18 protein-coding genes are annotated in these 12,621 nt (G+C 44.0%); 4 read left to right on the plus strand and 14 right to left on the minus strand.

Translation table 11 applies throughout. The annotated features are described in order from the left end of the window. Positions 1–21 precede the first annotated feature (21 nt). The 6 genes from PTE_RS14360 to PTE_RS14385 are packed head-to-tail and all read right to left on the minus strand — an operon-like array spanning position 22 to position 5,247. Complete coding sequence (locus PTE_RS14360; protein WP_036847739.1) at positions 22–618, minus strand: YmfQ family protein; 597 nt, start codon at positions 616–618, stop codon at positions 22–24. After that, positions 615–1,754, minus strand: coding sequence for a baseplate J/gp47 family protein (locus PTE_RS14365; protein WP_036847742.1), 1,140 nt, complete (start codon positions 1,752–1,754; stop codon positions 615–617). Before PTE_RS14365 ends, PTE_RS14360 begins: the two co-directional genes overlap by 4 nt. Continuing rightward, a complete protein-coding gene (locus tag PTE_RS14370) occupies positions 1,744–2,190 on the minus strand; it encodes a phage GP46 family protein (RefSeq protein ID WP_036847745.1) in 447 nt (148 codons plus the stop codon). Before PTE_RS14370 ends, PTE_RS14365 begins: the two co-directional genes overlap by 11 nt. Further along, positions 2,187–2,774 (minus strand): phage baseplate assembly protein domain-containing protein, encoded by a 588-nt coding sequence (locus PTE_RS14375; RefSeq protein WP_036848395.1) that lies wholly within the window; start codon positions 2,772–2,774, stop codon positions 2,187–2,189. Before PTE_RS14375 ends, PTE_RS14370 begins: the two co-directional genes overlap by 4 nt. Further along, complete coding sequence (locus PTE_RS14380) at positions 2,774–3,850, minus strand: phage baseplate assembly protein (protein WP_245219053.1); 1,077 nt, start codon at positions 3,848–3,850, stop codon at positions 2,774–2,776. The genes PTE_RS14375 and PTE_RS14380 overlap by 1 nt, the downstream gene beginning before the upstream one ends. Continuing rightward, positions 3,847–5,247 (minus strand): DNA circularization protein, encoded by a 1,401-nt coding sequence (locus tag PTE_RS14385; RefSeq protein ID WP_036847748.1) that lies wholly within the window; start codon positions 5,245–5,247, stop codon positions 3,847–3,849. The genes PTE_RS14380 and PTE_RS14385 overlap by 4 nt, the downstream gene beginning before the upstream one ends. Positions 5,248–5,340: 93 nt before the next feature. Between PTE_RS14385 and PTE_RS14390 the strand changes: the two genes are divergently transcribed. Continuing rightward, positions 5,341–5,643 carry a type II toxin-antitoxin system HigB family toxin gene (locus tag PTE_RS14390; RefSeq protein WP_036847750.1) on the plus strand — a complete coding sequence of 101 codons (303 nt, stop codon included), beginning with the start codon at positions 5,341–5,343 and terminating at the stop codon, positions 5,641–5,643. Between the two features lie 2 nt (positions 5,644–5,645). Then, complete coding sequence (locus PTE_RS14395; RefSeq protein WP_036847753.1) at positions 5,646–6,017, plus strand: helix-turn-helix domain-containing protein; 372 nt, start codon at positions 5,646–5,648, stop codon at positions 6,015–6,017. Positions 6,018–6,077: 60 nt separating this feature from the next. Here the strand turns inward: PTE_RS14395 and PTE_RS14400 are convergent, their stop codons facing one another. Together PTE_RS14400 and PTE_RS24600 are read right to left on the minus strand one after the other, a co-directional pair. After that, entirely contained in the window at positions 6,078–6,782 is a 705-nt protein-coding gene (locus PTE_RS14400) for a P22AR C-terminal domain-containing protein (protein ID WP_110742915.1), read from the minus strand. A 65-nt stretch (positions 6,783–6,847) separates the two neighbouring features. Then, on the minus strand, positions 6,848–7,003 hold the full coding sequence (locus PTE_RS24600; protein ID WP_157890154.1) for an Arc family DNA-binding protein: 156 nt from the start codon (positions 7,001–7,003) through the stop codon (positions 6,848–6,850). Between the two features lie 120 nt (positions 7,004–7,123). On the opposite strand from PTE_RS24600, the gene PTE_RS14405 reads away from it, so the two are divergent. Both PTE_RS14405 and PTE_RS14410 read left to right on the plus strand, forming a co-directional pair. Continuing rightward, the gene (locus tag PTE_RS14405) at positions 7,124–7,366 is read left to right on the plus strand and encodes an Arc family DNA-binding protein (protein WP_036847756.1); all 243 of its coding nucleotides are present in this window, start codon (positions 7,124–7,126) and stop codon (positions 7,364–7,366) included. A gap of 28 nt (positions 7,367–7,394) precedes the next feature. Next, entirely contained in the window at positions 7,395–7,733 is a 339-nt protein-coding gene (locus PTE_RS14410; RefSeq protein ID WP_036847759.1) for an SWIM zinc finger family protein, read from the plus strand. A gap of 51 nt (positions 7,734–7,784) precedes the next feature. Here the strand turns inward: PTE_RS14410 and PTE_RS14415 are convergent, their stop codons facing one another. The 6 genes from PTE_RS14415 to PTE_RS14440 all read right to left on the minus strand — a co-directional run bounded on the left by PTE_RS14415 (position 7,785) and on the right by PTE_RS14440 (position 12,618). After that, positions 7,785–8,183, minus strand: coding sequence for a hypothetical protein (locus PTE_RS14415; RefSeq protein ID WP_036847762.1), 399 nt, complete (start codon positions 8,181–8,183; stop codon positions 7,785–7,787). 51 nt (positions 8,184–8,234) lie between these two features. Then, the gene (locus PTE_RS14420) at positions 8,235–10,133 is read right to left on the minus strand and encodes a hypothetical protein (RefSeq protein ID WP_036847765.1); all 1,899 of its coding nucleotides are present in this window, start codon (positions 10,131–10,133) and stop codon (positions 8,235–8,237) included. A gap of 114 nt (positions 10,134–10,247) precedes the next feature. After that, entirely contained in the window at positions 10,248–10,541 is a 294-nt protein-coding gene (locus PTE_RS14425; protein ID WP_036847768.1) for a phage tail assembly protein, read from the minus strand. A gap of 17 nt (positions 10,542–10,558) precedes the next feature. Beyond that, a complete protein-coding gene (locus PTE_RS14430; protein WP_036847771.1) occupies positions 10,559–10,927 on the minus strand; it encodes a phage tail tube protein in 369 nt (122 codons plus the stop codon). Positions 10,928–10,936: 9 nt separating this feature from the next. Next, positions 10,937–12,439 (minus strand): phage tail sheath subtilisin-like domain-containing protein, encoded by a 1,503-nt coding sequence (locus tag PTE_RS14435; protein WP_036847774.1) that lies wholly within the window; start codon positions 12,437–12,439, stop codon positions 10,937–10,939. Beyond that, positions 12,439–12,618 carry a DUF2635 domain-containing protein gene (locus tag PTE_RS14440; protein ID WP_036847777.1) on the minus strand — a complete coding sequence of 60 codons (180 nt, stop codon included), beginning with the start codon at positions 12,616–12,618 and terminating at the stop codon, positions 12,439–12,441. Before PTE_RS14440 ends, PTE_RS14435 begins: the two co-directional genes overlap by 1 nt. Positions 12,619–12,621 lie beyond the last annotated feature (3 nt).

The following is a 12,621-nucleotide window of genomic DNA, read 5'->3' on the forward strand; positions in this document are numbered from 1 at the left end:
AAATAATAAATAAAGGGTTATTTAGTTACTGTAACCGAATTGCAGAATTGTATGTGAAGGACAAAGACGGTTAAATTGACATTCAAGCCGTTTGTTACCCCACGAGCGAAGCGGATCTCCGCAATAACTCCCACCGGCTACAGCGTAAAAGATGGTAGTTTTGGGGGCATTAATTCGCCATACGAAAGGCCAATCTTCACCGTTCAAGGCATCACAGCAACGAGACTGGCCCGCGCGTGCTTGTCGGTATTCCGTAATCGTAATGGTATAGCCCATCGTTGCCGCCAGATTAATAAAAAACTCTTTTGACTGCCCGCCATCTCTCAGTAATCGCGAAACAACGGTTTTCTGTCTTAAAGGGATAGTATCAACTTCCCCAATCCCGCAATCGTCGGGTAGCCCTAGCGATTTTTCCCATTCGGGTAACATGATAGTTACCGTTGCCGGGAAAGCCCCTTCAATTAATCCCCATGCGTCACGATCACTTCGATAATATGAGCGAGCAATTGCTTTTGCTACGGCACTCATGACTGATGAATGCTGACGAGTCCACGCCAAACCAACAGGCAATAGCCCGTTTAATGCTGATGTATAGTCTTCTACGCTATATCGACTCATGTATAGATAACCTCCCCTCTAAGAGGTAATTCCCCGGTACCGAGCTTAATGTTACTTGTCGGGGATGTGATAACAAACCCCGCAGTTCCCGGCACATCAGCAATCGCATATTGCAGCTCTGAAATAAGCACTCGCCCGGTCCCATCGGGGTTACCACTTTCAAAAAATACATTGTCAATAGCGGCGGCTATGGCATTCGTCACATCACGACTAACATAAGATATACCGTTGATTGTGATATCAATTTTACGCTGAATTGGGGAGCATACCCAGACTAATGCAGTGACTGGCTGCAACGGGTAAATATAATCAGCAACTCTCGCTTGGTCCCCTGTTGCCGCCGTTCCGTAATTTTCTAAGCTGGAAAATCCATCCGTACCCGTTGGGAAACCGCCTTTGCCGTTATTATCGCACATGATATAGATGCCAACAGTACCTGCCCCCATCGCTCTCCGACGAATCCAGACGCGGGTAATACCCGGCACAGATAACGCCCAAAGCCTATAGTCATCATCAGAACCACCGGACAAAAGCCCTTGATACGCAAGCAAAATCCGTGAGCGAAAATCAGATTCATCTTCAATGTCAGCCCCGCCGATAATTGGCGTCACTGCTTTTCCATGAACATCAACACCTGCAATACTCTGATCGAGTGTCAACGTCGTTCCTGCGTCAGCATTACCCGCACTTCCCCCACCCGTTGTATCATCAGAAATATCCGGCAAAATTGCCGTTATTAATGCATTAGCAGCGCCATCTTGTGCAATGCGGACATCATAAAGCGTTTTGTACTGATAACCGTCGCCACGATTTAATATTGTCCCGGCTGGAATAATTGTCCCTTCAATACCGGTAAATAAATAATCATTGCAAATGGCCGCGTTAGCCGGTTTGCGAAAGACTTTTTTCATTGCCCCCCAGCCCGCAAGATGTTCATCTGTGGCAGTAAAGGGCGTAGTTTGCAGTGCGATATAATCAAGATAGCCGTAATGCAGATGAGACATTCCCGCGTCCATATCAGCAAGAACACCCATGTTTGAGAATCTCAGCAAAGGACCAGGTTCATTGAGTTCTGACTGTAAGAAACTGCGGTTCTGCTCCCGTAATTCCGATAGTGTTTGTCGTTTAAATGGCATTATTTTTTTCCCATACCCAGAAAAATCTCAGGTCTTCGCTTTCTCTTCCGGGACGCTGATAACGAATGGCTATGTTTAACCGGTTTGGATAAACGATTTGAGTATTGATATTTACAGAAGCTACAACACCATCGTCTAACATCCACTGTAGCGCCTCACGTGCATAGTCTTCCGCTTTCAGTGCTACAGCGGTAGTGAGTTTTTGGCGCCGTATCAGCCACAATCGAGAGCCGATTTGATAATCTGAACCGATATCACCCCACCAGCCGCGCCGGTCTACTCCATCAATTTCATCATCAGGCCGGGCTTGTCTGTCTGTGAATAAGCTGATAATCATTGCAGTTTGTAAATCGTTGCCTATTACCAAATCTCCGTTCCCCGCCTGCCAGTCAGCATGAATTTTATTCACATCCCAATAAGAGGTAATATCACTCATTTCACTGGTTCCCCGGTTTGTTGACTCGTCACTGTTGAACCACCCGACTCAACACCAGATACTTTATGCGTGTGATTATTATACGAATCACGCAACTGTTTCATTGTTGAAGCATTGCTGTTGCAATTATCAATAATATCACCAGTCACTTTTAAAATTGGCGTATTGCAGAGCACACTCTCGCTCGCGTTAATAGTCACCTGAGTTGCATTATTCACAGTGACGGGCTGGCCTTTTGCCTCTATCGTGATCCCTGATTCGGTTAGTAAGATGTGTAAGCCCCACTGGTTATAAAGCACCACTTCGCCGGGATTTAAATTCCTATGCCGATATTTTTTATTGTTGCTTGCAATCACTACAGCACTTGAACGATCCCCGCCAAGATAACCAATTACAACATCTGTCCCGGCTGGAAGTGCAGACGAGAAGCCAAACTCAGCCATTCGGGCCGTGTTATCTCGGACCTCAATCGGCGTTTGATACTGAACAACTTGAATGTTTCCGCTATCACGTGAAGTCTTGATTTTTCCAAGCCCTAGCATCATTTCGACACGTCGAGATAACTTTCTGATTGCATCATTCATCATCTGATCGTCTCTCTCAAAATTGCGTAAAATTCGTATGGTTGAACAGCAAAAGCGGCTGGAGGCATTAAGACTAATTGCGCTTGTGTGCCATTATCGCCGTTACGCGTATAAGTGACTTCAGATAACAACCACTGTTCATTCTCAAGACCAAAAATTGGCATATGAATTGGGATTAATGTATTGGGTTGCCATAATTTACCGCCGCTATCCCGCCAGCTATCAATTGTGACTTTCAGCACTTTTGAGCGTCCGTAGCGTCGGTTCATTTCCCAATCAATGGACTCTTGTGATCGCTTTGCTGATATGAGTGTGCTTTCTATGATGGTGACATAGTTCCGATAACGCATCTTTTTAGCTTCGGGATCACTCGCTGTTGCTAACGTGACGACATCATAACCGCTATCATTACTTGTCTCATTGAGTCCGCTAATAGCAAAAGACAGGCCGGTATACTCAGAAAACCGTTCATTCATTGAACTATTATAATCTGATGTTTCGACGTTCTTCCCTTGCTCAACCCCACTCGCTGCCAGTTCTGTGCCTACTCGCGTCATGATTAAGTTCCCATCGGGCAAGTCGTAGTAAAGAAGAGCAGCAAACCGGGTAACGCGATCAATGACTTCTTGCGAGGATTCACCCCAGTTCAGTGTGAACTGAGGGACAGTTGGCATATCATCAACATCAGAGGTCACCTGAATGTCGTACCATTGGGCCAGTTTCTGAGCAATCTGTAGCGGAGTAGCCTGACTGATAACGTTGTTCGGCCACTTCGCTGAGCAGTCTACTAAATCCTGACATTTACCCCGTCCCGCTACTTTGATTTCGTGTTTATTTTTGGAAATAGACGGATTCCAGCTATCGATATATCCTGTCACTACCCGATCATCCCCAAGGAACACTTCGCATTTTTCGCCGGGTTCTACAAGCTGTTTCTCATCATTGCCGGGGTAGTAGTCCATCAGCATCAAATCAAAATCGGAGGGTAATCGTTCAATACCCCGCGTCACCCGTACACTATCCCAACCAAATATGCGGCGCCCGCCGATCACTAATGACAACTCATCATTTTTCACTGTTTCAGCGCCTTAAACTTAACGGGCATAAATGCCGGGTGAGTAGGAGATACCGCTTGCACAAGTTCATCACTGCGTCCCGCATCTTGATAGATTCGGTTAGCAATATTCAGTACAGGCAATACAGAGGGTAAGTTAAACTGGGTTAATCGCCCTTTTGCATCTTTCAGTGAGAAACTTTCGACAAACTCATAACGTAACTGAACTAATGATTGGAAAACATCATCAGCCGCCAAATCACCCGCTTTAATGATCGCGTTATCAAGAGACTCACAAACACGTCGCCGAATGGTTGCCGCCTCATCACGATTGGCCGGAATAAGTTCACTTGCTGTTTTTGCCATTGCTCCAGCAGACAGAACAACGAGTAATAATGTCGTGGCTTCTGCTACGTTCCGGTCTACACTGCTCTGCTGATATTGCGTATTTTTAAAACTGGCAAGATTTTCAAATACCCGGACTTTCTCTACTGTACTGCCCGTTGCGTTAATGATCACATTGATAACTAACTGCACCCCACTGGCCAAGCCCTCAATCGAATTAGCATCGTTAAGTTGCGAAAGGGCTTTTGATATTGCCTCTCGCCCCATCACAGCCCCGGCCATTTTTTCATTGACTACCTTTTTATAGTTTTCACTGTCATTGTTTCGTAGTACAACGCCGGTTGCCCCGGATACAGAGCCGCCGATCTTGCCTCGGCTGTAACGGCCGTAACGTTTGCTACCAAAGGTGGAATTCAACATGTCACTAAGATTGGTGACTTCATCAATTGACGATTGCACCATGTTTGTCCAAAAATTAATGGTCTGTTTGATGGTTTTCACGGCTTGTGTGACAGTGCGGATCTCGCCTTTCACCATGGCGATAAATTTAGCTGCTGTCGTTGTGACCGTTCTGAGCCAATTAGCATTCACTTTACTGTCTGCGGCGGTGCTATTTGTGACAGCAAAGACTTTGAGACCAGACTCAATCACAGTCAAAGTGAACTCAAACACCCGGCCATTATCCGCACTTTCATTTACACGCAAGCCCGATTCAGTGACGCTGACAGTTAACTCGCCAAGCGTGGGGTGAATCAGAGTACCGCTTACCCCTTCTTCGCATGCTGCCACCAAATTATTACGTTGAGTGATCACATCCGGCGCGGAATAAACTTTACTGTCTTGGATAATAAAGCCGCGCAAGGTGATTTTTCGGCTACTGCGCCCAAGGTCTTCAATCCACGCCGTATCACGATAAGGATATTCATGCACGGCTTGCCGTCTGCCGAAAACGCTTTCACCTGAAACTACGGCAAATGGCACACCCCGGAATGATGCCGGATGCAAATGTTCCGACCATTTCCAAGCCTCATCTTTCCCCAAAAGTGATGAAATGGCGTCTTTAATCAATGGCATATCACCACCTTGTGGTTATTTTAGATACAAAAAAACCGCAATTAAGCGGCAGAAATAGTTGCTTTTATCCCAAATTGGGACTAGTATAACTTTATGAAAATCATCTCAGTCAGTACATTAAAACAGTTCTGGGAAACGTATCCCGATGCTGAACAACAGTTAAAAGCGTGGGTTGACGAGGCCAAGAAAGCAACTTGGAAAACCCCTGCTGAAATTAAAACCCAGTACCGCAATGCGAGTATTCTAAAAAACAATCGCGTGGTATTTAACATTAAAGGGAACAGCTACCGCCTGATAGTTTCTATTGTTTATCCCATCGGCTGGGTGTACGTAAAATTCATTGGCACACATAAACAATACGATACTGTAGATGCCAATACCGTAGAACCGGAGTAAAAATGAACATTAAACCTATTCGTACCGAACAAGACTATCAGGCAGCGTTAAAGGCTGTTTCGCCACTTTTTGATAACCAGCCTGAAATCGGAACACCTGAATTTGATTACATGGAAGTAATGGTGCTGCTTATTGAAGCTTATGAAGCAGAACACTATCACATAGACCCGCCAGACCCGATTGAAGCTATAAAATTCAGAATGGAACAATCTGGATTAACAGCAAAAGACTTGGTACCAGCAATTGGCAAAGTAAATCGCGTGTATGAAATACTTAATCGCAAACGTAGCCTCACACTACCGATGGTATGGAATTTACATAAAATGTTCGGAATACCAGCGGAAAGCTTAATAAAACCGGCAAACCATGCTTAATTTCCCTAAATAACCCGCTATTAAAGCGGGTTATTTGTTAAGCCATCCTTGGCTTTGGGCTTAGAACGGACTATTAGGAATTCTCAGACTGTGCAATACTCGCCAGTCATTATCAATAAACGATGCACACTCAATATGTGCTGTCTCTCTTTCTAGCAAACGTCTGACTATATTTGTGTTTCGTGGATATTCACGTTGCATTGAATAGTATTTACCTGCAAGCCTATGCTCTGCTGCTCGAAGAATGGGATAAACATCAGATATTGAACTAATCATCTCAACAGCATTTCTCCATAACCAACATAAACTACACAACTCTTCATCAGTGAATTGAGTTTTATGAGGTACTGGTAATTCCTGTTGTTTTCCAAGGAACTCACCTTCTTTCTGGTTAAAATAAAAATCTTCCAGTGCTTCGAATACGTCCCACGCTTGATCTGTTTCCAGCATTTTGGCGTGACGTGCTGCTCCGCGCTCTGTCCACAGTGTTAACGCTCTGACATTCCTAGCAATTTCCACAGACTTACTTTGAGTAAGTTCGCGCTTTAACTCCCTAAGCTCTTCGCCTTCAAGTTTAAAATAATGCTTCCCGGCAATAAAACGGTCTGCATGACGAGAGAAATTAACTTGAATATTGATAATTTCAGTCCCATACAATTTAGCTAGCAACTCAGTAGTAATTACTGGAATGCTGTTATGGGTAATAACAGGCAAATTTTCAGCATTGATAGTGTTATGCATTTCATTAATTGCTATACTTGACATGTCGGTTTTCCTCTAAGATTTCCGGCCACTATAAGACCCCATTGGTGCCAGCCTTTGGGGTTTTGTCATTCTGGGATAACTATCCCTTCATTTTTTAGTGACTCCTTCACTCTCCGAAGAATTTCCTTACTCAAAGATCTATCACCTGCATCAGCTATCGATTGAAGAATCTCTTTTAGCTTTGTTGGCATCCGAACAGATACGGGTTCAGCCACTTTCATTAACATCTCCTTTGTATGCTTTTGTATGTGGTACGCATACATATTAATATGGTACGTATTGATAGTCAATAGGTACGCACTTAATCTATCTTATAGTTAACTGAATAATAGAAACTCATAATGACCAAGCGACCATACAAACACCCTCAAGTTAATTTAAGACTTCCTATTGAATTAAAAGAGGAAATGGCAAGAATTGCTGATAAAACAGGACGATCTCTTAACGCCGAAATGGTTGCGGCCATTGAAAATTGGATTTCTCAAAATTCAGATATAGTTCATAAACCAAGCATAGAAGAAAGATTGGTTTCTATTGAGTTGGATGTTGAAAAAATCAAAAAACTGATAGAAACCAAGAAATAGTTGATAAACTCAGCTCATGAGGCGTTTCATGGAAAAAATAAATTTTCTCGTGCAAGGATCAGCGGAAGAGCCATATAAGGCTACTTTTATAAAAGACGGAAAAGATTTCCTAGCATTCTGCACTTGCCCGGCAGGCGAAAACGGAATGTACTGCAAACATAGGATCAACATAATAAATGGAGATACTCGAAATATTGTCAGCGACAATATTCAACAGGTGGATATCATTTCAAAGCAATGGCTGCCAAATTCATCTATAGAAGCTGCACTTGAAGATATCAAAAGAGCTGAGTCTCTGCTAGATGATATAAAAAGAGCGATATCACTTGCGAAAAGGAATGCCGCTAAAGTGATGCGCGGTGGATAAAGTTTATTATCAAAGCCCCAAGCGGGGCTTACTGCAATGCTGAACTTATATCTAATAAACTAAATCATCAAGCCACTTCACAATGAACGTACCGTTCGCATATGACCCAACAAAATCACCGCCATCTTTTGTATGAATGACTACCTTGTTTTTTGATAAAACCATAAAGCGATCTATTTCAAGATTCCTATCACCTATGGTCACTTGTGTGATTCTGCCAGTTCCATAGCAAAGAGCATCTTTCCTTTCATAAAAATTCTGCTCATTACTATAGCAACCTTTACTGACGGCGTTTTCCATTATAAAAAATGCAGAAACCAAGATAATAGGGATAACAATAGACAGCACCCTCATTGTAGTTCTTAGTCCTGTTTTTTCTTTTTTAAAAGATAAATATAATGCAATAAAGAACAAGAAAACAAGCAACAGTATGACTTGCCAGATAGACATAAACACCTCCTTTTATTAAAGGGCCAATCATCATTTAGACAAGTAAGAAAATCAAGAATATTGCATTGAGGTTGTCACTCTGCCCCCAGTTTTTGCATTAAATTGCTGGCGCTCTCCGGTCTTGCTGTTGACCAGTGTAATCTCTACCTGGAATTTATTTTCACCTATTACCGATTGAATCGCCTCAGCCATGTTCTGAGCAAGCTCACTGTTATTTGCTTGATTTGCAAAGATGGAAGCGGATCTTTTATCAGACTCAGGCGGAGCGGGTTGATATTGCAGGCGTTGTAGCTGTAAATAGTTTATGTCACGTTTACCTTGCCAGCGCGGGTCAAAGATAGCGGCGTTTATTGCATCCGCGATTTGTTTTTGATTAAAGGGTTGTTGACCATGATTTTCTTGTTTGATCATCGCTTCCATCAGATTACCTAGCACTTTGGGGGCATGCATATCTAACTGTTGATTAGGAAGAAAGCCTGTCTCTTTTGACACGAAATTGATGTATGCCTGAGTATTATTTCTATCTATGCCTCCTGGCGGTGAATAGGTGCTAATTGTGCTACTAACGGTATTCTTTCCCCTGTCGCCGTTAAGCATTAACTGTCTAGCCATTGCAGAAAGACCATCATGACTATTATCGAACTTAACAAATGTTCCACTTTTCCCTTGTACATATCCAATGCCGTTTGGAGCGTCACGCACATTGCCGGGATTGTTATTTCTCAAACCGAATGAGTCTTTCACTGGTTTTGCGTAAGGATCAGGATATTTGGGAGGTTCTATTTTTTGTGGCTCTGGGATTTTCTGCGGTTGGGGAATAGCTTCATTTTGAGGATGCGTTTTTTGCCATTCATTATATTTTTCGCGAAAACCATCAGACATTACACCAAAATCAAGGGCAACCTTATCGCTCCAGCTTAAACTTTGATAAAACTCTGGCGTATTATAGCCCCACCTAAGCTGATCGGCTTCTTTGCCACGCGTAGCACCAAGCGCATGAGCCAGAGAAATACTGTCTAGCCCATTAGTTAGGATATCTGTTACACCTTCTAGCCCATCTTTAACTGAGCCATCGAAAGTTAAAAGGTTATTAAGATTATTTTCTCCTCTCTGTTTGAAACCCTCCCAAGATGCATTTAATTCCCTTAATGAACTATTAAGCTCATTAAGTCGATTATTAAGCTCAGGATCAATAGTAAAACCAAACCTATCAGATTGTTTTAATCGTTCTTTTAACCCCACAGCATCGCGTAATAACGCAAGAGTGTTATCATCAAGCCCAAGAAGTTTAGCTATTGTCTTCTGTTTATCAGAAGAATATTCAGGAAACACTTTAGCCAATTCTTGAATTGTTTTATATGCATCTGCGGTACCATCTTTATTTGTATAGATATGTACTCCCATACTGTTTAATTGAGCTAACTTAGCAACATTTCTCGTCTGTAATGGTTCATTAAATACCTCATATAAACTTTCAACGGCTTGGTGGGCTTTATCGGCCTCGGCACCAAGTATTATCATTGCCCCCCTAAGACGCGAAAAATTTTCAGGTGTCATTGCGGCATTTTTTGCACTCACGTCAAGATTGTAGGCATTAGAGGCACCCTCATTTAGAGTTTTAAATGCCTTTGTAGCGCCATAGGCTACCATACCAATGCCGCCAATTTTTGCCCCTATTCCGGCGTATTTTGTCGCAAGTTCGCCGACATTTTTAAGGGGTGGCACCATGTCACCGATATGCTGAACATTATCTTTTGCATATTGAGACATATCACGTAACTTTGTACCAAGTACATCTACCCCGTCAGTGGATTCGGATCCCCCAAATTTCAATCCCTCCTTGGTTTTTGCCAAGTTAGGATTGAGGCTATTCAACTTTGCATTGATTTCATCAATAACTTTCGTGACATTCTCATCAGCATTTAATTCAAAATCAAAAGCGTTAGCCATTTGTTCGTTCCTTATTCATTCGATTAGCTTGTTCAACCCACCACTCAAGCCATGATCTTGTCAGAAGCCACGCATCGCGCGGCCCCCACTTATAATAAAATGTGACGTCAGCGGCTAGTTGTTGCCAGCCATCGAGCGCTTCGAGTCCAAAAAACCCAGAAGGAACTCCTGACATTTGTGAAAATCACTGATAGCCATTTTTTTCAGTACTGGCTCGGGGATTTCTGAAACCAATGAAATCAACAGACGCATAGCGGCAATTGAATGATTTGATTTGTTCTGTGCTTCATAAAACTGCTCAACCTGAATCAATACCGGTTCTTTCAAGTCGATCTGCTCGTAGCGGACTTTGCCGTCATTGCTTTCAATCGGGGTGTTCAATACGATAGTTTTCGTTGTTTCTAACATGATTATTTCTCTCTTAATTAATTTTCAGTCACGGAAGTGCCTTCCCAGCGGACTTCGAAGGTTGCATCTTCGCTTGCCACTTCCTGCGTGTTAACCGTCCACATCCCTTCACCAATGATGGTCTTGCCGTTTGCCAGTTCAGCAACGATAGTGACATTCGTCTGATTATTAAAATCAGCAACGGTTGTCCCGCCGCTGTCACGAACCTTGCAGGAGATAAAGCCCGCTTGCGGCTTCTCTTTGTAACCGTGTACGTAGTCCATCCCCGTAAGAGTCTCGCGGGTGACTGTTGAGGGACTCCAGGTGAAATCCCCTGCGACCATTATTCGAATGCCGTCCACGGTGACATAAGCGGTACCCGCGAGTCTGTTTGATGTATTACCCATGTTTACCTCTTATGCTGCTGCCGGTTGCAAGCGGAACTGATTAAGGACGGCAAAGACACGCAACTGATTGATGAGTGTACCCGTCCACAGCACATCAACACGATTCGGATTCTGGGCATTAATTTCAACAATCAGCCCGCCCGCAAAACTTTTCGAATCCTGCACGTAGCCGTTATATTCCAATGACCTGTACTGAGCGATGAGTTCAGCGCGGATGACATTGGGCGTCACAATGGCTGAACCCGGGGCAAAGCGGGTACCGTTTTTCACCAGTTTCATGCGGGCAAACTTACTCGTAATTTGCGTGCGAATATAACGCGTGACGTACATCAACAAATACAGGGTTTCAACTTGCAAATAGCTGTCATCGTTATCACCGAAGCTATTCTTTTGATACGTCGTGATAACGTTCTCGACTTGTACTGTGCTGTCATCAGCGACGGTAAAGCTGGAAATCCCGCTGTGTAGCAAGTTATTACGTTCAATCAGATCAAGCTGGTCCTCAGATGCCGGGGCCAATACACTACTAATCGGCAATGTCTGTAATGGCCTGCCGGGGTCATTGCGTAGGCTTTGAGCGATTGCCCCGGTTAACGCTGCCGCCCAAACGTAGTTGGGAGATGGGGACTTTGTGACTCCGAACAATGTTTCATGCTGATAGTTACGCTGTTCACCGATTGTTGCCAGTTCCCCGTAAGTTCCGCCGACAGCGCCGAATGAATGTCCATATAACTGTTGCTCCCACGACCAACGCCCGCCGTTATCAGACAAGAACGCTTTCATGTCATCCAGTGACGCCGTGTCCGTATAAGGGTTGACGATAAAATCAAACGAGCGATCTTTCAGACTAGACAACGCATCTTTCAGTTCGGGGGCACCCGCCCCGCCTGCCATCGGCGTGATTTTCAAATCCATGCCAGGAGGAGTCGCCTCACCGCCTGCCTGCCCCCGGTAATTCAGACGTAAATCAATGCTATTCCCGGATGCACCCTTATTTTTGGCTGTCAAAGTCACCGCATCCGCCGAGTCAAATGCTACTGTCGCTGTAACAGGCAAGGCGGCTTTCTGATTAATCGCTGCTGAAAGTGCCGTAGCCACTTGCTCGGCTTTATCCGTTGCTACAGTCGTGATTTGCACACGCTGACCGCCGATATACAGCGAAATAACGCCGGTGTCGGTTGCTGGGGTAGACACTTTTACACTGCCCTTGGCTGCGACCATATTGTCAGCATCGCTTAAGGGAAGAACCCACGTTTCACCCGCATGATCGTTAGCAAAATACGCCGATGACATACTGTGTAACAGTGAACCATTACCGTATAGACTAGCAGCTTGAGCAGCGGAGGAGATGCGAGCGGGCACATTCGGTTTTTCTGTCGAAGTACTCAGCATCTGACCGATAATCAATGTTCGCTGAGTCGCAATAGCGCTGTTCGCCATCGAATTATCGAACTCGACATAAAACAGGGGTGCCCGAATGTTATTCGGTACACGTGAAAATGGGATAGCCATTATTCATTCTCCTTAACTGCCTTTTTAACTGCTTTTTCGGGCTGACATATTTCAACGTCACCGTCCTTTAAGCGACGATGCCAGAAAATATTATTGGGTACTTCCGCACCGGATTCGGGCAAAAAGACACCCTTTACGGGATCGCGTACACGTCTCCCGATAACAGGTTTTACAAACATGGA

This window comes from Photorhabdus khanii NC19, assembly GCF_000517265.1.
GTDB classification, from domain to species: Bacteria; Pseudomonadota; Gammaproteobacteria; order Enterobacterales; family Enterobacteriaceae; genus Photorhabdus; species Photorhabdus khanii.

Bases quoted from the DNA above. Each gene is read 5' to 3' on its own strand.
- PTE_RS14360 (WP_036847739.1), bottom strand. From the start codon at position 618: ATGAGTCGATATAGCGTAGAAGACTATACATCAGCATTAAACGGGCTA.
- PTE_RS14365 (WP_036847742.1), bottom strand. From the start codon at position 1,754: ATGCCATTTAAACGACAAACACTATCGGAATTACGGGAGCAGAACCGC.
- PTE_RS14370 (WP_036847745.1), bottom strand. From the start codon at position 2,190: ATGAGTGATATTACCTCTTATTGGGATGTGAATAAAATTCATGCTGAC.
- PTE_RS14375 (WP_036848395.1), bottom strand. From the start codon at position 2,774: ATGAATGATGCAATCAGAAAGTTATCTCGACGTGTCGAAATGATGCTA.
- PTE_RS14385 (WP_036847748.1), bottom strand. From the start codon at position 5,247: ATGCCATTGATTAAAGACGCCATTTCATCACTTTTGGGGAAAGATGAG.
- PTE_RS14390 (WP_036847750.1), top strand. From the start codon at position 5,341: ATGAAAATCATCTCAGTCAGTACATTAAAACAGTTCTGGGAAACGTAT.
- PTE_RS14395 (WP_036847753.1), top strand. From the start codon at position 5,646: ATGAACATTAAACCTATTCGTACCGAACAAGACTATCAGGCAGCGTTA.
- PTE_RS14400 (WP_110742915.1), bottom strand. From the start codon at position 6,782: ATGTCAAGTATAGCAATTAATGAAATGCATAACACTATCAATGCTGAA.
- PTE_RS24600 (WP_157890154.1), bottom strand. From the start codon at position 7,003: ATGAAAGTGGCTGAACCCGTATCTGTTCGGATGCCAACAAAGCTAAAA.
- PTE_RS14405 (WP_036847756.1), top strand. From the start codon at position 7,124: ATGACCAAGCGACCATACAAACACCCTCAAGTTAATTTAAGACTTCCT.
- PTE_RS14410 (WP_036847759.1), top strand. From the start codon at position 7,395: ATGGAAAAAATAAATTTTCTCGTGCAAGGATCAGCGGAAGAGCCATAT.
- PTE_RS14415 (WP_036847762.1), bottom strand. From the start codon at position 8,183: ATGTCTATCTGGCAAGTCATACTGTTGCTTGTTTTCTTGTTCTTTATT.
- PTE_RS14420 (WP_036847765.1), bottom strand. From the start codon at position 10,133: ATGGCTAACGCTTTTGATTTTGAATTAAATGCTGATGAGAATGTCACG.
- PTE_RS14425 (WP_036847768.1), bottom strand. From the start codon at position 10,541: ATGTTAGAAACAACGAAAACTATCGTATTGAACACCCCGATTGAAAGC.
- PTE_RS14430 (WP_036847771.1), bottom strand. From the start codon at position 10,927: ATGGGTAATACATCAAACAGACTCGCGGGTACCGCTTATGTCACCGTG.
- PTE_RS14435 (WP_036847774.1), bottom strand. From the start codon at position 12,439: ATGGCTATCCCATTTTCACGTGTACCGAATAACATTCGGGCACCCCTG.
- PTE_RS14440 (WP_036847777.1), bottom strand. From the start codon at position 12,618: ATGTTTGTAAAACCTGTTATCGGGAGACGTGTACGCGATCCCGTAAAG.